This window comes from Nocardia sp. NPDC003979 (assembly GCF_053605015.1).
This window is the reverse complement of record NZ_JBSGIJ010000006.1, coordinates 134,964-154,226: the sequence shown is the minus strand read 5'-3', so window position 1 is coordinate 154,226 and position 19,263 is coordinate 134,964. Positions and strand designations below refer to the sequence as shown.

General features: G+C 67.6%; 16 protein-coding genes and 5 tRNA genes. 12 read left to right on the top strand and 9 right to left on the bottom strand.

Annotation, left to right across the window (positions count from 1 at the left end; genetic code table 11):
- Nucleotides 1-136 precede the first annotated feature (136 nt).
- The 3 genes from ACWEVR_RS15645 (at nucleotide 137) to ACWEVR_RS15635 (ending at nucleotide 4,455) form a co-directional block, all read left to right on the top strand.
- Complete coding sequence (locus ACWEVR_RS15645) at nucleotides 137-2,563, top strand: glycerol-3-phosphate 1-O-acyltransferase (protein WP_452467488.1); 2,427 nt, start codon at nucleotides 137-139, stop codon at nucleotides 2,561-2,563.
- Nucleotides 2,560-3,900 carry a 1-acylglycerol-3-phosphate O-acyltransferase gene (locus ACWEVR_RS15640; protein WP_452467487.1) on the top strand — a complete coding sequence of 447 codons (1,341 nt, stop codon included), beginning with the start codon at nucleotides 2,560-2,562 and terminating at the stop codon, nucleotides 3,898-3,900. The genes ACWEVR_RS15645 and ACWEVR_RS15640 overlap by 4 nt, the downstream gene beginning before the upstream one ends.
- 114 nt (nucleotides 3,901-4,014) lie before the next feature.
- Entirely contained in the window at nucleotides 4,015-4,455 is a 441-nt protein-coding gene (locus ACWEVR_RS15635; RefSeq protein WP_452467486.1) for a DUF6069 family protein, read from the top strand.
- A 57-nt stretch (nucleotides 4,456-4,512) separates the two neighbouring features.
- Here the strand turns inward: ACWEVR_RS15635 and ACWEVR_RS15630 are convergent, their stop codons facing one another.
- Complete coding sequence (locus ACWEVR_RS15630; RefSeq protein ID WP_210740475.1) at nucleotides 4,513-5,274, bottom strand: polyprenol monophosphomannose synthase; 762 nt, start codon at nucleotides 5,272-5,274, stop codon at nucleotides 4,513-4,515.
- 84 nt (nucleotides 5,275-5,358) lie between these two features.
- Nucleotides 5,359-6,042: a GAP family protein gene (locus tag ACWEVR_RS15625; RefSeq protein ID WP_452467485.1), complete on the bottom strand. Its 684-nt coding sequence runs from the start codon at nucleotides 6,040-6,042 to the stop codon at nucleotides 5,359-5,361.
- A gap of 158 nt (nucleotides 6,043-6,200) precedes the next feature.
- On the opposite strand from ACWEVR_RS15625, the gene ACWEVR_RS15620 reads away from it, so the two are divergent.
- The 3 genes from ACWEVR_RS15620 to ACWEVR_RS15610 are packed head-to-tail and all read left to right on the top strand — an operon-like array spanning nucleotide 6,201 to nucleotide 8,854.
- Nucleotides 6,201-6,518, top strand: coding sequence for a hypothetical protein (locus ACWEVR_RS15620; RefSeq protein WP_357153269.1), 318 nt, complete (start codon nucleotides 6,201-6,203; stop codon nucleotides 6,516-6,518).
- Complete coding sequence (locus ACWEVR_RS15615) at nucleotides 6,518-7,819, top strand: hypothetical protein (RefSeq protein WP_452467484.1); 1,302 nt, start codon at nucleotides 6,518-6,520, stop codon at nucleotides 7,817-7,819. Before ACWEVR_RS15620 ends, ACWEVR_RS15615 begins: the two co-directional genes overlap by 1 nt.
- A 9-nt stretch (nucleotides 7,820-7,828) precedes the next feature.
- Nucleotides 7,829-8,854, top strand: a complete 1,026-nt coding sequence (locus ACWEVR_RS15610) for a hypothetical protein (RefSeq protein ID WP_452467483.1) — start codon at nucleotides 7,829-7,831, stop codon at nucleotides 8,852-8,854.
- 43 nt (nucleotides 8,855-8,897) lie between these two features.
- Here the strand turns inward: ACWEVR_RS15610 and ACWEVR_RS15605 are convergent.
- Nucleotides 8,898-8,971 (bottom strand) — tRNA-Asp (locus ACWEVR_RS15605).
- 197 nt (nucleotides 8,972-9,168) lie between these two features.
- Here ACWEVR_RS15605 and ACWEVR_RS15600 point away from each other — a divergent pair.
- Nucleotides 9,169-10,152 (top strand): NADPH:quinone oxidoreductase family protein, encoded by a 984-nt coding sequence (locus ACWEVR_RS15600; protein WP_452467482.1) that lies wholly within the window; start codon nucleotides 9,169-9,171, stop codon nucleotides 10,150-10,152.
- Nucleotides 10,153-10,198: 46 nt separating this feature from the next.
- On the opposite strand, the gene ACWEVR_RS15595 is transcribed toward ACWEVR_RS15600, so the two are convergent.
- The 4 genes from ACWEVR_RS15595 to ACWEVR_RS15580 all read right to left on the bottom strand — a co-directional run bounded on the left by ACWEVR_RS15595 (nucleotide 10,199) and on the right by ACWEVR_RS15580 (nucleotide 11,271).
- Nucleotides 10,199-10,272: transfer RNA gene (locus tag ACWEVR_RS15595), tRNA-Phe, on the bottom strand.
- A 58-nt stretch (nucleotides 10,273-10,330) separates the two neighbouring features.
- A tRNA-Asp gene (locus ACWEVR_RS15590) sits at nucleotides 10,331-10,404 on the bottom strand.
- 31 nt (nucleotides 10,405-10,435) lie between these two features.
- Nucleotides 10,436-10,508: transfer RNA gene (locus ACWEVR_RS15585), tRNA-Glu, on the bottom strand.
- A gap of 91 nt (nucleotides 10,509-10,599) precedes the next feature.
- Entirely contained in the window at nucleotides 10,600-11,271 is a 672-nt protein-coding gene (locus ACWEVR_RS15580; protein WP_067492354.1) for a TetR/AcrR family transcriptional regulator, read from the bottom strand.
- Nucleotides 11,272-12,015: 744 nt separating this feature from the next.
- Here ACWEVR_RS15580 and ACWEVR_RS15575 point away from each other — a divergent pair.
- Nucleotides 12,016-12,091 (top strand) — tRNA-Lys (locus ACWEVR_RS15575).
- Between the two features lie 348 nt (nucleotides 12,092-12,439).
- Complete coding sequence (locus ACWEVR_RS15570) at nucleotides 12,440-13,396, top strand: acyl-ACP desaturase (protein ID WP_067492353.1); 957 nt, start codon at nucleotides 12,440-12,442, stop codon at nucleotides 13,394-13,396.
- A gap of 61 nt (nucleotides 13,397-13,457) precedes the next feature.
- Here ACWEVR_RS15570 and ACWEVR_RS15565 read toward each other — a convergent pair whose 3' ends face one another.
- Entirely contained in the window at nucleotides 13,458-14,024 is a 567-nt protein-coding gene (locus tag ACWEVR_RS15565) for a hypothetical protein (protein ID WP_452467481.1), read from the bottom strand.
- A 207-nt stretch (nucleotides 14,025-14,231) separates the two neighbouring features.
- Here ACWEVR_RS15565 and dusB point away from each other — a divergent pair, with 207 nt between their 5' ends.
- From dusB to phoU, 3 genes are all read left to right on the top strand, one after another.
- On the top strand, nucleotides 14,232-15,374 hold the full coding sequence (gene dusB / locus ACWEVR_RS15560) for a tRNA dihydrouridine synthase DusB (RefSeq protein ID WP_157104953.1): 1,143 nt from the start codon (nucleotides 14,232-14,234) through the stop codon (nucleotides 15,372-15,374).
- 170 nt (nucleotides 15,375-15,544) lie between these two features.
- Nucleotides 15,545-17,650 (top strand): LCP family glycopolymer transferase, encoded by a 2,106-nt coding sequence (locus ACWEVR_RS15555; RefSeq protein ID WP_452467480.1) that lies wholly within the window; start codon nucleotides 15,545-15,547, stop codon nucleotides 17,648-17,650.
- A 104-nt stretch (nucleotides 17,651-17,754) separates the two neighbouring features.
- Nucleotides 17,755-18,414 (top strand): phosphate signaling complex protein PhoU, encoded by a 660-nt coding sequence (phoU, locus tag ACWEVR_RS15550; protein ID WP_067492349.1) that lies wholly within the window; start codon nucleotides 17,755-17,757, stop codon nucleotides 18,412-18,414.
- Between the two features lie 63 nt (nucleotides 18,415-18,477).
- On the opposite strand, the gene pstB is transcribed toward phoU, so the two are convergent.
- Entirely contained in the window at nucleotides 18,478-19,254 is a 777-nt protein-coding gene (pstB, locus tag ACWEVR_RS15545) for a phosphate ABC transporter ATP-binding protein PstB (RefSeq protein WP_067640881.1), read from the bottom strand.
- Between the last annotated feature and the right edge of the window lie 9 nt (nucleotides 19,255-19,263).

Here is a 19,263-nt window from a genome sequence, read left to right as displayed (position 1 = left end):
TAGCTTGGTTAGGTTAGCATTACCTCCAGGTTTTGCTACCCGTGTGCGGGGTAACCTTGCCCACTCATTGTCACCCGCGAACGCGCTGTCGGCGAAGTTCGGTGCGCTACGGCGAATCTGCGGCTTCAATGGAGAGATGATCGACAACGATGGGCGGCCCACGCGCACGACTCCGCAGGCGGACTCGGTAGTCGCCCTGGTCGACGCGGCCTCCGGCGTGGAGCGCGAGGTGATCGGTGCCTGGATCGCCGAGGGCGGGCTGGCGCGCGAGATCGACTCCGACGGACCTGTCACGCAGGTGGATCTCGATGCCAAGGCGCTCATCAAACGGCTGGTGGACCGGCGCGACGACCCGCTGGTCGTCCCGGTCCGGGTGCTGTGGCTGCCGCCCGAGCGCGACGGCGTGCGCCGAGTGACCTTCGCCGACCTGGCCATGCTCACCAACCCGCGCAAGCCCAACCGTCTGGTGCAGCGCCGCCTGCTGCGCACCCACCCCGACCGCCACCAGGTGCTGGTCGGCGCGCCCGCGCGGCTGAGCGAGCTGCGCACCAACTATCCGGAGGCCGCCGCGCTGCTGCGATCGGGCTCGCCCGACGCCTTCGCCCGCTCGGTGCTGCGCGCGGCGGTCGTCGCGCTCGAACGCGCGGAACGCACCGTCATCGGCGACCGCTACAAGGTGCCGCAGCTGGTGGCCGAGGAAATACTGGACTCACCGGAATTCCAGCGCAAACTCGATTACATCGCCGACGAATTCGGCTCCGATCCCGCCCACGTCCACCGCAGCGCGGAGAAGGCACTGCGCGAGCTGGTCGCCGCGCAGAGCAGGCTGGTGTCGGATCTGTTCACCCAGGCCATGCGCCCGGTGCACGCCTCGACCTGGAAGGTCGACACCGATCTCGGCGGCCTGGACGCCCTGCGCTCGCTCAACCGCAAGTACCCGCTGGTCTTCCTGCCCTCGCACCGTTCGTATGTGGACGCCTTCGTCCTCGGCGACGTGCTGGCCCGCAACGACTTCCCACCCAACCACGTGATCGGCGGGGCGAACCTGAACTTCTGGCCGATGGGCCCGATCGCCCGGCGCACCGGCACCGTGTTCATCCGGCGCAGCTTCGGCGACGACGAGGTGTACAAGGCGGTGGTCGAGGAGTACTTCGCCTACCTGCTGTCCAAGCGGTTCAATATGGAGTGGTACTTCGAGGGCGGCCGGACCAGGACCGGCAAGCTGCGCCCACCGAGGTACGGATTGCTCAATTACCTTGCGGCGGCGGTGCGTTCGGGTCGCGTCGAGGACGTGATGCTGGTGCCGGTATCGATCACCTACGAGCGGCTCAACGAGCTCGGCGCCATCGCGAGCGAGCAGGCAGGCGGCAAGAAGAAGCCGGAGGGTATCGCGTGGCTCGCGAGATACGTTCGTAGTCAGCAGCATTCGGCCGGTCGCGTGTATGTGCGCTTCGGCGAGGCGATTTCGGCGCGCGAGCGGCTCGAAACCCATGGCGACCCACTCGGTGAGCGCCCCAAGACCATTCCACTGCACGACACCGCGACCGGGGCCACCAAGGTCCCCGACGAGTCGGAACTCAGTGAAACCGAACGCAAAGCCGTGCAGCGCTTGGCCTTCGACGTGGCGGTACGGATCAACGCGGTCACCCCGATCACCGTCAACGCCCTGGTCACCCTGGCACTGCTCGGCGTGCACGAACGCGCGCTGACGCTGGGCCAGGTGCGCACCGTGCTCGACCCGGTCCTCGGCTATATCGATCGACGCGGCCTGCCCGCGGGTGAATTGTCCAAGCTGCGCGACGAGCAGGGGCTGCAGGTCGTCCTCGAACAGCTGGCGCTGGCCGGGGTGGTCACCGTGTATCGCGGCGGACTGGAACCGGTGTACTCCATCGAACCCGGCGCCCACCTCGAGGCGGCGTTCTACCGCAACAGCGCGGTGCACTGGTTCGTCAACCGGGCCATTCTCGAGCTGGCCGCGCTCACCGCCGTCGAACAGCCGGGCGACGACCCGCTCCGCGCGGCCTGGCGGGCCGCCTTCGCGCTGCGTGACCTACTCAAATTCGAATTCTTCTTCCCCGAACGCGAGGAATTCGCCGACCAGATCATCGAAGAGGTGCGCGTGATCGTCCCCGAATGGGACGAGAACACCCCCGACGACCGCCTCGATCAGCAGTTCCTCGGCGCGCTCACCGAGTCGGGCTTCGTCATGGCGCACCGTGTCCTTCGCTCGTTCTTCGACGCGCAACTCGTGGTGGCCGAGCGGCTCGCCGCCCGCCCGGCCGACGCCGTGATCGACCGCAAGGAATTCATCGACGAATGCGTCGCCGTCGGCAAGCAGATGCTGTTGCAGCAGCGGCTGCACAGTCCCGAATCGGTGTCGACGGAATTGTTCACCAGTGCGTGGAAATTGGCGGACAACCACCACTTGATCGCCCCGGCGGAGCCCGGCGGCGAGGACGGCCTGATCGCGCGCCGCAACGAATTCGCGCAGCAATTGCGTGATCTCGGCGAACGGATCGCCCGGGCCGCCTCGCTCGACCCGTCGAATCGGAACTCGCTGTGAGCGGCATCGACGACGCGGTCACCGCTATCAGAACCGGCCCACAGGGCGATCGGGTGCTGGCCGTCTTCGACACACGAGCCGTGGTCGACGCCTTGCCTCGAAAGCGATTGCCCGGCAGGCGTCGCCGGCGCGGCGACGCTCGACGGAATGCGATGTTGACCGGCTTCCGGCGGGACCATCAGCGGTTCCTCCGTGAAGCCGAACGGGCGTGGGCCGGTGTGCCGGAAGCGGAACTCGAGAAACTGGGTCGCGGCGTCTTCCGCAAGGAGATGTACGGCCGGATCTTTCCCGAAGCCTGGCAGCTGGTCCGTGAACACCGATCCGCCGGGCACACAGTGCTTTTGGTCAGCGAATTGCCGGTGTACCAGGTGGGTCCCTTCGCCGAACTGCTCGGCATCGACAACGTGCTGTGCACGAAGTTCGCCACGGACAACGGAATTCTCACCGGTCAGCTCGACGGGCCGCCGCTGTGGGGAACCGAGAAGACCGAAGCGGTGGGCGAATTCGCCGCAGCACGCGACTGCGAGATCGGTTATGTCTACGCCGACAACCCAGCGCTGCTCGAATCGGCCGGCGTCCGGTCGGTAGCCCCGACTGAGTTCCGGCCACGCACAGCGCCGAGCCCGATCGACTACGCCCGCACCGTCCTCGCCTTCGTCGCCCTCGTCACCGGTGCCTTGACCGGTGTGATCCGCAAGTCCTACACCCGCGATCGCCAGGCCATGGCCGACGCCCTCATGCACGACGGGACCACCGCGACGCTGCGCACCCTCGGCGTCGAGCTGCGCGTGGTCGGAGCCGAGAACGCCCGTGCCCCACGGCCCGCGGTGTTCCTGTTCAACCATCAGAGCCAGTTCGACGTGATCATCGTTCCGAAGGTGCTCAACGGTGGCGTCACCGGCATCGGCAAGAAGGAACTGCGGTCGCATCCGCTCTTCGGGCCGCTCATGCGCTTCGTCGGTGTCACCTTCATCGACCGTTCCGATACCGAACGCGCGAAAGCGGCGCTGGCACCGGTTGTTTCGACGCTGCGCGAAGGCCTGTCGATCGCCGTCGCCCCGGAGGGCACGCGTTCGTACACCCGTGGGCTCGGCCCGTTCAAGAAGGGCGCCTTCCACATCGCCAAGCAGGCGGGCGTCCCGGTGATCCCGATCGTCATCCGCAATGCCGGTGACATCGCCTGGCGCGACTCGCCCATCGCCCGAAGCGGTGTCGTCGATGTGGCGATTCTGCCGCCGATCGATGTGTCGACGTGGAATCCCGCCGCGATGGACGAGGAGATCGAAGAAGTCCGCAGGCTCTACGAACGCACCTTGCTGAACTGGCCGAGCGCCTGACTGCTCACCTCCCGGACTGTGACCAGGGTCTCAGGCGGATGTCGCCGCCCGCCCTTGACCTGAACCATTCTTCAGGTTTGAAGATTGTGTCACCACCGAATGAGGGAGAACATCATGAGCACCGCAGTCACCACCGCAACCATTACCCGCACCCTGCCCGCCCTGAACCGGCCCGTCGCCGTGCTCGGCGCTGTCGCCGCCGCCCTGATCGCGAATCTGATCATCTGGGGAATCGGCGAGGCGGCGGGCGGTTCGTTCACCACAACCACGGACGGCAAAGTCTCCGACGTCGCTCCTGGCGGGGTGATCCTGATGTCGGTGGTTCCGCTGCTGATCGGACTGACCGCCGCGGTGCTGATCTCCTACAAGTGGACCGGGGTGCTGCGAGTCGCCGCCGTCGTCGGCTCGGTGCTGTCGATCGCGACCATCGGCATGACCTTGACCGCCGGCTTCGACACCGCCTCCACCATCGCCCTGTCGCTGATGCACGTGGTGCTGGTGCCGGCCATGGTGATCGCGCTGGAAGGCGTGCGCCGCCACATCGCCGAGCAGTGACACACAGCGAAAAGGCCCGGCCGGGAACGTTCCCGGCCGGGCCTTTTCGCGTGTGGTCTAGACAGAACGGCCGAACAGGAGCTTCCACGGCATGAGTGCCGATTCCAGCTGCACCTTCAGGCTCATCTTCGACGCGCCGACCGTGCGCTCCTCGAACCGGATCGGCACCTCGGCGATGGTGTAGCCACGCTTGATGGCGCGGTAGTTCATCTCCACCTGGAACGAGTAACCGTTGCTGCGGATGGAGGCCACGTCGATGGCGCGCAGAGTGTCGGCCTTCCACGCCTTGAAACCGGCGGTCGCGTCCTTGACGCCCAGGCGCAGAATCAGGTTCACGTAGAAGTTGGCCCAGGCCGAGAGGGCCTTGCGGTACCACTTCCACTCCTCGGCGGTGGAGCCGCCGGGGACGTAGCGGGAGCCGAGCACCACGCCGACATCCTCGGAGGTCAGCTTCTCGAGCATGGCCGGGATCACCTCGGCCGGGTGCGAGAGGTCGGCGTCCATCTGGATCACCACGTCGGCGCCGTCGGCCAGGGCCTGGGTGATGCCCGCGATGTAGGCGCGGCCGAGGCCGTCCTTCTCGGTGCGGTGCAGCACGCTCACCACGTTCGGCAGCTCGGCGGCCAATTTGTCGGCCACCTCGCCCGTGCCGTCGGGTGAGTTGTCGTCCACCACCAGCACATGCAGATCGGGCACCGGCAGCGCCGTCAGCCGCTCCACCGCCACCGGCAGATTTTCCCGCTCGTTGTAGGTCGGCACAACAACGGTAACCCTCAAGGGTCGCCCTCCCTGCTCACCTGGTAACGCCCGGCGGCCCAGGGTGCGGGCGCCGAGGCACGTCATCGATTCGTTATGACCGTACTCGATAGACCTGATGTGTTCCTGAGCGGCCGCCCGGGGCCCTCACCACAGCTGCCCGGCGTGGACCAGCGCGTCGACGACGAGCACGACACCGAACACGACGAAAAGGACACGGACTACCGGCGGTCCGTACCGGGTCACCCCGCGCACGAGCATCCGGTACATCCGCCGTGCCCCACGGGTTCTGCGCAGCGCCAGCGCGAGCACGGCCAGCGGCAGCACCAGCGCAACGAGGCAGTAGGCCGCCACCAGCACCGGCCAGCTCGCGGGCAGCGGACGCTGCGCGGAAATCAGGGCGAGCGCCGCCAGGTACGGCACCGAGGTCGGCACCTTCGCCAGACCGAGGGTGAAACCGATCACCCCCATCAACCACGGGTACTCGCGCACCGGCCGGACCCACCGGCCGCCGGGCGCCGCGCCCGCGTCGACCGGAATCGCCGCCACCGCGATCAGGACGAGCCCGATCACCAGCTCACCCCAGTAGCGCAGGGTGGGGGTGAGGTCGAAGTCGAGCAGGCGGACGAGGAAGTCGATACCGAGCACCGTCGCGACGCCGAACAGCACCGAGACCGCGAAGACACCGCCGAGGAAGCTCAGCACACCGACCAGGGGCGAACGCCTGGCCAGCCTGCTGTCGGCGACCACGGCGGTGGTGATCGCCACCAGCAACACGTCGAGCGCGTCCAGCAGGGCGAACCCGAGCAGCGTGAGCAGGAGGACAGCCATCGCGGCCGACCCTACCGGTCGGTCAGCTCGGCGCCGACCAGGGGTTTCTCGAGAACCGGCCGTCCAAGAGTGCTGGACGGCCCCACGAACGGCCCCAGGTGGTTACGCTTTTCAGTGCCGGCAGCGCCGGGATCCGCGATCGTGAAGGGGCAGACATCGTGGCAGAAATGTCATTCGACCCGTCAGCGCTCGACGCTTATCAGCGTGCGGCAGCTCGGGTTTCCGAACTACTTGGCACTGCGGCCACCCAGACGACCACCGCGGCGGGCGTCGATCTTTCCGGATTGGGCGTGCTCGGCCGCGAATTCGCCGCCGCGTGGACCCAGGCGGCGGGCGCGCACGCCTCGACCCTCAGCACGGCCGGGAATCTCGTCAGCGCCTACCAGGACATCCTGACCCGGTTCGGCGACGATGTCACCGGCGTCGACACGGATGTGGCCGCGGGCCTGCGCGCGGTCGAGAACGAGGTGGCCTGATGCGCACGAAATCGCTCGTCACCGAGAACACCCTGAGCACCATCACCCCCGAAGAGGCCGAGGCCAAGATCGAACCGGTGATCGCGCTGCTCGAGGTGCCGCTGCTGGAATTACGGAAGGCGCTGGGCACCAACACCTCCGCCGATCCCGATCCCGCCGTCGTCTCCGCCCTCACTTCCGCCTCGGCCGCGACCACGGCCACCGAGGACCCGCACCGGCTCGGCCTCTACGCGCTCGAGTCCACCGACACCGCCGCACCGGCGACTCCGGCGCTGCGCCGGACCGCCACCGAGGTGTCGGCCGCGGCCGATCGGGGTGAGCGCCTGAGTACCCTGCTCGGCCAAGCGCATACGACGCAGGCGAACGCGGCCGCCAAGGTGGACGCGATCATCGCGGAGTTCCGGCGCAAGGCCAAATCCGCCGCACCCGCCGTGAACAGCAACAATCTCGACGCCATCGTGGAGCTCGCCGAGGAGGCGATCCAGGAGGCCGTGGGGGTGGTCGGTGCGGCCAGCACCGAGATGGACCAGCACACCCGCGACACCCAGGGGCTCACCAGCGATCTCGGCGGGACCAACGGGGTGACGGTTCCCCCGGGGGCGACCGAGGTCGCGCCGGGCGTGTACGTGCTCGGCACCGGCGGCACCGACACCTCCACCTGGAACGACGAGAAGACGACCGACCCGGCGGTCGCGGCGCAGATCGCGTTGCAGGAGGCGCTGATCGACGGCGGTGTGAGCCTCGGTACGGCGGCCATCGATGCCGGTGTCAGCTTCGGCACGCACCTCATCGACAAGATCGCCGAAGTCGCCATGCACGGCATCGACAAGGGCGCCGAGCTGGCGACGACGGGCATCGACACCCTGGCGGCCGGGGTGGACGGTACGGCCGACACACCGGCAAACACCGCGCCCGCGACGACCGCGCCCGGCACCAATGGCGCTGGCAACAACGGCAATTCGAACACGTTGTTCGGCGGTCTCGGCGGCAACTCCGGTGGTTCCGGAGGTGCGAACCCGGGTGGTTCGGGCGGCGCGAATTCCGGCGGTGCGAACTCGGGTGGCGCGAACTCCGGTGGTGCGGCACCGAAGCCTGAGGCTCCCGCACCCGCGCCTACCAATCCGACGCCCAAACCCGAAGCGCCACAGCAGGCCCCGTTCCAGCAGGCACCCGCGCAGCAGCAGCCGATGCAGGGTGGGGTGATTCCACCCGCCGCGCGCCCGCAACAGGATCAGGAGAGCGAACGACCGTCGAACGCCCCCAAACACGGGCAACCCGGAGTTGTCCCGGCGAACGCCTAGGCCGCGGGCATGGACAACCCGTTCGGTGCCTATTTCTCGTCGCCGGACGCCACCGGGCGCCGTCGTCCGCAGGGTAAACGACGGCGCAGGCGGCGGCGCGAGGCCGAGCCGCAGACCATCGGGACCAACCCGGAGATGTGGCCGCCGCCGGAACCGGAACCGTTCACCGACGCCCCGGCGCCGCCGCTGCTGCCCGAACCCGTCTACCGCCACCCCGACGAGGACGACGACGGGTTCACCGGTGACTGGAACGACTGGACCGATGCCGACTTCCCCGTCGAACCGGTCCGCCACGACGATGTGGATTGGAACGACTGGGCGACGACGACCGCCACCGAGCAGAGCGGTGACCACGTGGAGATGCCGGTGTTGCCCAAGCTCAAGGATTTCGGCGGCGGCGGCCCCATCGCCCGCAGGCCGCGCAAGAACTACAACGACGAACGCTACGACGACGGCCACGGCCGCACGAAGGCCGCCGCCGCGATCAAGGGCGTGGTCGGCGCACTGCTGTTCGTTGTGCTGCTCGGCGTGGCCGCCACCATCTTCCTCGGCCCGAGCGACCGATCCGCCTCGGACACAAGGCAAGCCGGCCTGTCGAACATCACAGCTCCCACTTCGAGCACCACACCACCGTTGCCCGCGCACGCGCTCCCCGGCTGCGAGGAGTTCCGCACCACCTCCATCACCGTGAGCGCCGAACGCGGCGACGCGAGCTCACCTCAGGGCGCAATCCTCGGTTTCGAGTACAGCTACTACGTCGACCGCGACGCCGCCAAGGCCAGGTCCTTCGTCACCGACAACGCCCACGTCGGTGACGAGGCCGCCCTCGCCGCGGGCATCGCCACCCTGCCACCGGACATCAAGTACTGCACCCACATCACCCGTGGCGATTCCACCGATACATCCATCTGGCACGTCACGATCCATCAGCAGTGGCCCGGCGACACGGCCATCGAGAAGGTGCATCAGACCATCAAGACCACCGAGATCTCGACCGGCCGCTACCGCATCACCAGCATCGACCACCGCCGCTGACGCGAAAATCCCCCGCACCGACCGGTACGGGGGATTTCTCGTGCGACCCTGACGGGACTCGAACCCGCGACCTCCGCCGTGACAGGGCGGCGCGCTAACCAACTGCGCCACAGGGCCTTGCTGCTTTCTCGCGGGGCGACTGTACCCCGGTCGCTGCCGTTTCGGGAAACGCGCAGGTGGTGGTGGCTCTCCTCGCTCGTCACCGTCTCGGCGCGCACCGACAGACTTCGGTCACCGGAGGCGATCTGTGATTGACACGACAACGTCGGCACGCCAAGCTAAGCAAGCGCTCATTTACTGTAAGGAGACAGCTCATGAAGGCTTGGCAGGTAGGCCAACTCGGTGAACCACGAGAGGTGTTGCGATTCAACGAGATCGACGACCCCGTCGCCGGTGCGGGACAACTGCTGGTGCGGGTACTCGCCGCTCCGGCCAACTTCCCCGACGTGCTGCTGTGCCGTGGGCAGTACCAGGTGAAGCCGCCGCTGCCGTTCACCCCCGGTGTTGAACTGTGCGGTTCGGTGGTCGCGGTCGGTGACGGCGTCACCGGGTTCGCGGTCGGTGACCGGATCGTCGGCACCACCGACCTACCCGGCGGCGCCTTCGCCGAGATGGCGGTACTCGACGCGGCCAACGCCTTCCCCGCCCCCGAAGCACTCGACGACGCCGAAGCCTCCGCCCTGTGCATCGGCTACCAGACGAGCTGGTTCGCCCTGCACCGGCGCACCCGATTGCGCGCCGGGGAAACCCTGCTCGTACACGCCGCGGCCGGTGGCGTCGGCAGCACCGCCGTGCAGCTCGGAAAGGCCGCCGGTGCCACCGTGATCGGCGTGGTCGGCGGGCCGGACAAGGCCGAATACTGCCGCGAGCTCGGCGCCGATCTCGTCATCGACCGGCACACCTCGGACTTCGTGCCGATCGTCAAGGAGTTCACCGGCGGGCGCGGCGCCGACGTCGTCTACGACCCCGTCGGCGGCGACGCCTACGCCAAGTCGACCAAATGCATCGCCTTCGAGGGCCGCATCCTGGTGATCGGCTTCGCCGGCGGCACCATCCCCCAACCGGCCCTCAACCACGCCCTGATCAAGAACTATTCGATCATCGGCCTGCACTGGGGTCTTTACAAGCAATACAACCCGCAGGCGATCCGCGACTGCCACGACGAACTGACCCGGCTCGCCGCCGCGGACCAGCTGAAGCCGCTGATCAGTGAACGCCTGTCGCTGAGCGACGTGCCCGAGGGCCTCGGCCGGCTCGGCGACGGCACGACGGTTGGCCGCCTCGTCTTCCACCCCTGAACGCGAAAATCCCCTCGACCAGATGCTCTGGTGAGGGGATCTTTTGTGGCCAGGGCCGGGATCGAACCGGCGACCTTCCGCTTTTCAGGCGGACGCTCGTACCAACTGAGCTACCTGGCCGCAGGCACCCGTACGGAATGCCATACGCGAAGCGCCGGATTGCTCCGGCGCTTACTTGCGACCCTGACGGGACTCGAACCCGCGACCTCCGCCGTGACAGGGCGGCGCGCTAACCAACTGCGCCACAGGGCCTTGCTTTACCTACACTACAGTCCGAAGACTGTACCCCCTACGGGATTCGAACCCGCGCTACCGCCTTGAAAGGGCGGCGTCCTAGGCCGCTAGACGAAGGGGGCTCGTTCCGAATCTCTCCGGGGCGGCTTCAACGTTTCCGTTGGGAGCTCGCATAGCTTATGACACCTCGGTGCGCTCTTCCAAATCGCCTGGTCAGGCGCCCAAACCGAGGTCGTCGAGGCGGGCTTGGGCGCGCCAGCCGTCGGTGCGGAAGTGCTGTATCCACACCGGCGTCGCCATGGCCTCGACGATCACCTCGAGCACCTCGGCGAAGCGGGCACGCAGATCGGCGGCCGAACCGGTGCCGATCGGGTCGACGAGATACCGCTGGCCCGCCAGCGCCGCGGCGAGGGTTCTGGTGAACCGGTCGGGGTCGGCGTCGGCGCGCAGCTGACCGTCGTCGATCGCGCGCACCGCGAGCACCCGGGTGGCCCGGCCGAGGATGCGACCACCGCCGTTGCCCGCGTCGCGATGGAAGTCGGGTTCGATCACCAGGCGGTACTCGGCCTGCACGATGGTGTCGTGCTCGAGCCGCAACGCGACTTCGTCGACCATGCCGTGCAGCACGTCGAGCGGACCGAGGTCGGTGCGGGCCAGCCAGCGCTCCGCGCACAGCCGGTACCGCTCGACCGCGGTGTCGAGCACCGCGCGTGCGAGGTCTTCCTTGGAGTCGAAGTGGAAGTACATCGCGCCCTTTGTCGCGCGCGAACCTTCCAGAATGCGGTTGAGCGATGCCGCGGCATACCCGCTCTTCCCGAACTCGACGGCCGCGGACTTGATTATCGCGGCGCGTGTGCGGCGCGCCCGCTCTTGCTGCCGTGCCATGCTCGAAACGCCTCCGAACCTTCTCGTCGCCGCCGATCAATGACAGACCCGCGGCGCGAATTGTGGTTATTTTTCATACTTTTGGTATGTAAACTCGCCGAATGCCGGTACCCCTCCGGCTGGTATAGTTCGCCGGCCCGGGTGCGCCACAGGGGGTGCACACTCGGGCTCAATACCTGTGAGAACCGCCTCCTCCTGCGGTAGCGACTGCCCCTTTGCGAGGAGTTCGCGCGCCTTCGCGTTCACCCCGGCACATCGAACCCCCGATGAATTCCGCGACACCGCACCCACCACCGGGCGCCGGAAAGTGCGGCCCCGGTGATTGTTTCGAAATTCACCAGGTAATCACCGTACCCGCATTCCCCGAACGGCAACATGCGAATGGGACACCCGGTCCGTTTTTCCGGACTGGCAAACCGGGCGCAACCGTGAGCCGTGGCGCCGAATGCGAAAACCGCACTCGCACAGCATTGTTGGCCTGTCCAGCGCCCCCCTGCGGCGCACTCGCGGACCCCGGTATCACCCACACACTCCTGTTGATCGAAAGCTGTTGACCCACAACACTATTCGATGACACGTCGCGACGGGAAGTGGGAACGGCGATGTGCTCCAGCCCGTCAGCCGGGCATCGCGCCGGGGCGCGCCACCGTTACCGGGGCCGACCGGACCATGTGCGCCGGAAGCCCGGCTGATGGGGGACACTATTCGGCGTCGCGGCGAGGTGTCGGTTAGACTCCGCTGCGCGCCCCTTTAGCTCAGTTGGTAGAGCTGGTGACTTTTAATCACTAGGTCGTAGGTTCGAGTCCTACAGGGGGCACCATCACTTCACCGTGACCACTGTCACGTGGCACTTCCCGGCCGCGCCGGAAGAGCCGGCCGTCATGGCCCCTGAACAGGCGAACGACCTCGCCGACAGCACTTCCCGCGCCGCGACACCGAGAGTTCATCCGGTAGGCGCTAACGCCGCCGCCACTACAGCGATAGTCCCTACGCTGCGGACCGAAGACCTAGACTCGTCAGTACGTCCTACCGGCAGCTGCCGATGTTGTGGCGTTGTTCAACTTCATCGGCTTTACGCCCAGTTGCGTTTCGCATCACACCTACGGTGCCGTAAGGTATGGCCGCATCGCGACGTTCGACCGCAAGCACGACAGCGAAGGGTTTTTACATGGCAAGGGATCTGACTCAACTCGAACTGCTCACGGAGTTGGAGCCGGTTGCCGAGGAAAACGTCAACCGGCACCTGTCGCTGGCCAAGGAATGGCATCCGCACGACTACGTCCCGTGGGACGAGGGCCGCAACTTCGCCGCCATGGGCGGCATCGACTGGGATCCTGAGCAGTCCAAGCTCAGCGAGGTGGCCAAGGCCGCCATGATCACCAACCTGCTCACCGAGGACAACCTGCCGTCCTACCACCGTGAGATCGCCGAGAACTTCTCCCAGGACGGCGCCTGGGGCACCTGGGTCGGTCGCTGGACCGCCGAGGAGAACCGCCACGGCATCGTGATGCGTGACTACCTGGTGGTCACCCGTGGCGTGGATCCGGTGGCCCTCGAGAACGCCCGCATGATCCACATGACCAACGGGTTCGCCTCCCCCACCGAGGTGGACGCCGGCTTCCTGCACTCGGTCGCCTACGTGACCTTCCAGGAACTGGCCACCCGCGTGAGTCACCGCAACACCGGCAAGGTGTGCGACGACCCGATCGCGGACCGCATGCTGCAGCGCGTCGCCGCCGACGAGAACCTGCACATGATCTTCTACCGCAACCTCTGCGGCGCGGCGCTCGACCTGTCGCCCGACCAGGCGATCGAGGCGATCTCGCTGATCGTGGAGAACTTCCAGATGCCCGGCGCCGGGATGCCCAACTTCCGGCGCAACGGTGTGCTGATGGCCAAGCACGGCATCTACGACCTGCGTCAGCACCTCGAAGAGGTCGTGCAGCCGGTGCTCAAGAAGTGGAACATCTTCGAGCGCACCGACTTCACCGCCCGTGGCGAGGCCACCCGCGAGCGCCTCGGCGACTTCCTGGAGAAGCTGAGCCAGGACGTCGTCAAGTTCGAGGAGCAGCGCGACCGCATGCTCGCTCGCGAAGCCAAGAAGCGCGAGATGGCCAGCGTCTAGGACTCACGAAAAAGCGCCGCCCGCCGGGATTCCGGTGGGCGGCGCTTTTTCGTACAGCCGGTTACTTCATCGGCAGGGCACCGTCGGCGCTGCCGACATCGGTGATCTTCCAGTCCTGCCCGGCATCGACGGTGATGTTGTAGGTGACGGTGTTGCGCAGGCCGTCGGGGTTCTGCGCGTTGGTGGTGCTCACGTCGACGAACGCGGCGACCTTGTACACCTGGCCCTCGCGCTCGAGCACCTTCGCGGTGATCGGGGTTGCGGTGGAGGCCCAGCGCAGCGGGACGACGATGTCCTCCAGCTTGTCGCCGGTGACGTCGAACTTGCCCGCGAGCTCGGTGGACGTGCCCGCCTTGAGCTTGGCCACCCAGGCGTCGACGTCCTGGTAGTTCAGCGTCGCCGAGCCGACCGAGTAGTCGAGGGCGATCTGTTCGGCCTTCGCGTCGTCGGCGGCCTCGGCACGCAGATCCGAGACATCCGAGCGCGCCGAGCCGTACAGCACGCCGAGCACGACGACGGCGACGGCGAGCACGGCGATGGCGGCACCGCCGACCAGCGACGAGACACTGATCGCCACGGTCGCCTTACCGGGCGCGGCGGGGGTGGTGGTCGTGGCGTCTTCGGCCATGAGGGTCTTCTCCGATGATGTGGGGACAGCACGCCGCCGGACGCGGCAAAGCACAGGCTACTGAGGCGAGGGACATAGCCCGAACGTCGAGTACCACATAAATGCCGTCGAAGCTTTGTGGAGTGGCCCGTGACCCGGCCGAAGTCGCCGGTACGCGAGATCGATCACATCCGGGTGGATGCGAGAATGGCAGACGTGACTATCACGATGCCCCAGGCACCGACCACGCTGCGGATCGGGCCCTACCCGGTCGATCCGCCCGTCGTGCTCGCACCCATGGCGGGCATCACCAACCTGGCCTTCCGCAAGCTGTGCCGCGAATTCGGCAGCAAGACCGCTATCTACGTGTGCGAGATGATCACCGCCCGCGCGGTGGTCGAGCGCAACGAGAAGACGCTGCACATGATGTCGTTCGACGCCGACGAGCATCCGCGCTCGATGCAGCTCTACGGTGTCGACCCGAAGACGCTCGGTGAGGCCGTTCGCATCGTCGTCGGTGAGGGCTGGGCCGACCACATCGACCTGAATCTCGGCTGCCCGGTGCGCAAGGTCACCCGACTCGGTGGCGGTTCCGCGCTGCCCTACAAGCGCAGGCTGTTCGCCAATATCGTCAAGGAGATGGTGAAGGCGGCCGAACCGGCAGGCGTGCCGGTGACGTTCAAGTTCCGCATCGGCATCGACGACGAGCACCACACCTACCTCGACACCGGCCGCATCGCCGAGGCCGAGGGTGCCGCCGCCGTCGCCCTGCACGCGCGCACCGCATCGCAGCTGTACTCCGGCACGGCCGACTGGTCGGCCATCGCCCGGCTCAAGGAAGCCGTCACCACCATTCCGGTGCTCGGCAACGGCGACATCTTCACCGCCGACGACGCCCTGCGCATGATGAACGAGACCGGGTGCGACGGCGTGGTCGTCGGCCGTGGTTGCCTCGGCAGGCCGTGGCTGTTCGCCGAGCTCAGTGCCGCCCTGCGCGGCGAACCGGTCCCCGAGGGCCCGACCCTGGGCCGCGTCGGCGAGATCCTGATCCGCCACGCCACCCTGCTCGCCGAGCACGACGGCGAGGACAAGGCGATGCGCGATATCCGCAAGCACATGGCCTGGTACCTGATGGGCTTCCCGGTCGGCTCGCAGCTGCGCCGCAGCTTCGCCACCGTGTCGGCGCTGAGCCAGATCGAGGACCTCGTCGCCCAGCTCGATCCGGACGTGCCCTTCCCCACCGACGCCCTCGGCCCACGCGGTCGCCAGGGCTCGCCGCAGACCAAGGTCGTGCTGCCCGACGGGTGGCTCGACGACCCCGAGGACGACACCGTGCCCACCGCCGCCGATGTGATGCACAGCGGGGGGTAAAGCTTCGGCGCTGGTCAGCGCGTCGCAACCGGATTCCGTGCGAATCTGTTGTGCACTGGAGTGGCTACTCGTGGCGGAATCGTTATCATTGCGGACATCGTTCGGCTCCGGTTCGACCGAGCAGCCGAACGATGACGCGTATGCGGCAGATAGAGAAGTGAGGTTCGCTGGTGGGTGACGATCGGCGCGGGCGTACGCCCCGGCCCGGAGGTCGCGCCCCGTGGGAGCGCTATCCGGCTGCCGAACCGCCCGCACAGAAGGACACCGGTTCCCGCCGATCACGGCACGCCGACGCCGATCCCGACGCGGCCCCGCTCACCGTCCAGGACCTCGTCGACCGGGTCGACAGCGAACGAACCAAACGCAACCGCCGCGCCCCCGCCGATCCATCGGGTACTTCCCGCGCCGGCCGCCGCGCCCGCGACCAGGCACCCCGCCCGACCCCCCGCCCCGACATCGCGGCACGCGCCGAGGGTTCGGCCGGCGACGCCCCCGCCGCACCGCATCGCGCCGACTCCCCCGCCGACCGCATCGCGACGACCGCGATTCCCGCGCAGGGCAAGACTTTTCCCACGCCGGGCAAGACCGCGCCCGCCCAGGGCAAAACCGCACCGGCGAAGGGGAAGACGGTCCGCACGGCACCGCCCGCTCGTCGGGTCGACGAGCAGGTCACCGATATCCTGCCCACCGTCACCGAGACCCCGGCGGCCCCGCCGAAGCGCGTCGAGCCCAAGCGGGTCGAAACCAAGACCGCCGCCGCCCGGACACCCGAACGGCGCCGCGCGAAGCAGGCACGCCTGGCGGGACGGGTCGCGGTCACCTTCTTCGCCGTGCTGGCGCTGGTGGTCACGGGTGGTGGCTGGAGTTACCTGCGGGCGACGAACAACGGCTTCACTCAGGTGTCGGCCCTCGACGGTGCCACCGAGGACGTGCTCGACGGTGACATGCAGCTCGGTGACGAGAACTACCTCATCGTCGGCACCGACACCCGCGCGGGCCTGAACGCCGACATGGGCGCGGGCTCCACCGTCGACGCCGAGGGCGCGCGCGCCGACACCGCGATGCTGGTGCACATCCCCAAGGACCGCTCCCGCGTGGTGGTCGTCTCCTTCCCGCGCGACCTCGATGTCACCCGGCCGCAGTGCGCGGGCTGGGACAACGACAAGGGCAAGTACACCGACCAGAAGTTCCCGTCGGCCATGGGCGACAAGCTCAACGCCGTCTACGCGCTCGGTGGGCCGCGCTGCCTGACCGACGTGGTGCGCAAGATGTCGGGCTTGAGCATCGGCCACTTCATCGGCATCGACTTCGCCGGGTTCGAGGCGATGGTCGACCAGATCGGTGGCGTGGAGGTGTGCTCGACCAAGCCGATCATCGACGGTGTGCTCGGCACCGTGCTCGAGAGCTCGGGCAAGCAGCGCGTGAACGGCGAGACGGCCCTCAACTATGTGCGGGCCCGGCACGTGGTCGGCGAGGAGCGCAGCGACTACGACCGCATCCACCGGCAGCAGACCTTCCTCGCGGCCCTGCTGCGTGGTGCGCTGTCGGGTCAGGTGCTGCTCGACCCGGCCAAGCTGCAGGGTTTCGTCGAGGCGTTCCGTCAGCACACCTTCGTCGACGGTGTCGAGACCAAGGACCTGATCCTGCTCGGCCGGTCGCTGCAGAAGGTCAACGCGGGCGCGGTCACCTTCATCACCGCCCCGACCGCGGGAACCACGTCCTACGGCAACGAGATTCCGCGCGAAGCCGACATCAAGGCGATCTTCCGCGCGATCATCGACGACCAGCCGCTGCCCGGTGAGCAGACCGCGCCGCCGATCACCAACCCAAGCACACCCGCGGCCCCCACCCAGGCACCCAAGATGTACGCGGTGAGCCCGGCGTCGGTGTCGCTGCTGGTGACCAACGGCACCCAGACCGCGGGCATGGCCAGGCAGGCGGCCAACAAGCTGTCGAACTTCGGTTTCGGCATCTACAACGTCGCCAACGCCACCGAATACACCGACACCACCGAGGTGCGCTACGCCGAGGGCAACGAGGCGGCCGCCGCGACCGTGGCAAGTGCCATCCCCGGCGCGGTCCTGCAACGCGACGACGACCTCAGCGGCATCATCGAGGTGGTCGTCGGCTCGGACTACACGGGCCAGGTGCGTACCCCGACGACGGTCGGCGCCGAGCTGCCCGCGGTGTCGCTGGGCGAGCCGGTCTCGGCCGCGCCGGTGCGTCTGCCCTCGGATCTCGAGCACATGAACGCCGCCGACACCAGCTGCGACTGAGCCTGCCCGATTCACGACGCGCGCTGAGCTGGCACGACTGTGCCACACGGCATTAACCCGGTGTTGGGTGACAGGGGTACCGGTACCCACTAGGGTCAGCCATTATGCGTGTCATCTACAACGAGCAAATGGCCGAGCTCGCCAATCTGCTCGGCGAAATGGCCGGTCTCGCCGGCCAGGCCATGGAGCAAGCAACCCAGTCGCTGCTGCAGGCCGACCTCGCGCTCGCCGAGCAGGTCATCGGCGAGCAGGATCGGATCTCGGTGATGATCGCCGAGGCCGAGGAGAAGGCGTTCGCGCTTCTCGCGCTGCAGGCTCCCGTCGCGGGCGACCTGCGTCAGGTGGTCAGTGCCATCCAGATCGTCGGCGACGTGAATCGCATGGGCGCGCTGGCCCTGCACGTCGCCAAGGTGACCCGCCGCCGCCACCCCAACCACGCCCTGCCCGAATCGGTGAACGGTTACTTCGCCGAGATGGGCCGCATCGCGGTGAACATGGGCGCCGGTGCCAAGGAGGTGCTCGAGACCCGCGATCCCGAGCGCGCCGCTCAGCTCAATCAGGACGACGAGGCGATGGACGACCTCCACCGCCACCTGTTCACCCTGCTGATGGACCGGGAGTGGAAGTACGGCGTCGCCGCCGCCGTCGACGTCACCCTCCTCGGCCGTTACTACGAGCGCTTCGCCGACCACGCCGTCGAGATCGGCCGCCGCGTGATCTTCCTGGTCACCGGTGTGCTCCCGGACGGCGAAATCGAGAGCTGAAGCAGTACAACGAGAAAGCCCCCGCCCTCCCGAAGGAGTGCGGGGGCTTTCTCGTTGGATCCCTTATCCGAAGCGGCCCGAGATGTAGTCCTCGGTGGCGCGCTGGGTGGGGTTGGAGAAGATCTTCTCGGTGTCGTCGATCTCGATGAGCTTGCCGGGCTTGCCCTGGGCCTCGAGGTTGAAGAAACCGGTCTGGTCGCTCACGCGGGCGGCCTGCTGCATGTTGTGCGTGACGATGACGATCGTGAACTCCTTCTTGAGTTCGGTGATCAGGTCCTCGATCGCGAGGGTGGAGATGGGGTCGAGGGCCGAGCAGGGCTCGTCCATCAGCAGCACGTCGGGCGAGACCGCGATCGCGCGGGCGATACACAGACGCTGCTGCTGACCACCCGACAGACCACCACCGGGCTTGTCGAGGCGGTCCTTGACCTCGTTCCACAGGTTCGCACCGCGCAGCGAGCGCTCGGCGACCTCGTCGAGTTCCTTCTTGTTGCGCACACCCTGCAGCTTCAGCCCGGCCACCACGTTGTCGCGAATCGACATGGTGGGGAACGGGTTCGGGCGCTGGAACACCATGCCGATGGTGCGGCGCACACCCACCGGGTCGATCGCCGAACCGTAGATGTCCTCACCGTCGAGCAGCACGGCACCTTCGACGCGGGCGTTCGGGGTCACCTCGTGCATGCGGTTGAGCGAGCGCAGCACGGTGGACTTGCCACAACCGGAGGGACCGATGAAGGCGGTGACGCTGCGCGGGAGCACGGTCAGGTCCACGTTCGACACGGCGTGGAAGCTGCCGTAGTAGATGTTGAGATCTTTGACGTCGATCCGCTTGGCCATGGGAGTTTC

Excerpts from the sequence above, each read along its gene's own strand:
- ACWEVR_RS15645 (WP_452467488.1), top strand. The coding sequence starts at position 137 with ATGATCGACAACGATGGGCGGCCCACGCGCACGACTCCGCAGGCGGAC.
- ACWEVR_RS15635 (WP_452467486.1), top strand. The coding sequence starts at position 4,015 with ATGAGCACCGCAGTCACCACCGCAACCATTACCCGCACCCTGCCCGCC.
- ACWEVR_RS15625 (WP_452467485.1), bottom strand. The coding sequence starts at position 6,042 with ATGGCTGTCCTCCTGCTCACGCTGCTCGGGTTCGCCCTGCTGGACGCG.
- ACWEVR_RS15615 (WP_452467484.1), top strand. The coding sequence starts at position 6,518 with ATGCGCACGAAATCGCTCGTCACCGAGAACACCCTGAGCACCATCACC.
- ACWEVR_RS15610 (WP_452467483.1), top strand. The coding sequence starts at position 7,829 with ATGGACAACCCGTTCGGTGCCTATTTCTCGTCGCCGGACGCCACCGGG.
- ACWEVR_RS15600 (WP_452467482.1), top strand. The coding sequence starts at position 9,169 with ATGAAGGCTTGGCAGGTAGGCCAACTCGGTGAACCACGAGAGGTGTTG.
- ACWEVR_RS15580 (WP_067492354.1), bottom strand. The coding sequence starts at position 11,271 with ATGGCACGGCAGCAAGAGCGGGCGCGCCGCACACGCGCCGCGATAATC.
- ACWEVR_RS15570 (WP_067492353.1), top strand. The coding sequence starts at position 12,440 with ATGGCAAGGGATCTGACTCAACTCGAACTGCTCACGGAGTTGGAGCCG.
- ACWEVR_RS15565 (WP_452467481.1), bottom strand. The coding sequence starts at position 14,024 with ATGGCCGAAGACGCCACGACCACCACCCCCGCCGCGCCCGGTAAGGCG.
- dusB (WP_157104953.1), top strand. The coding sequence starts at position 14,232 with ATGCCCCAGGCACCGACCACGCTGCGGATCGGGCCCTACCCGGTCGAT.
- phoU (WP_067492349.1), top strand. The coding sequence starts at position 17,755 with ATGCGTGTCATCTACAACGAGCAAATGGCCGAGCTCGCCAATCTGCTC.
- pstB (WP_067640881.1), bottom strand. The coding sequence starts at position 19,254 with ATGGCCAAGCGGATCGACGTCAAAGATCTCAACATCTACTACGGCAGC.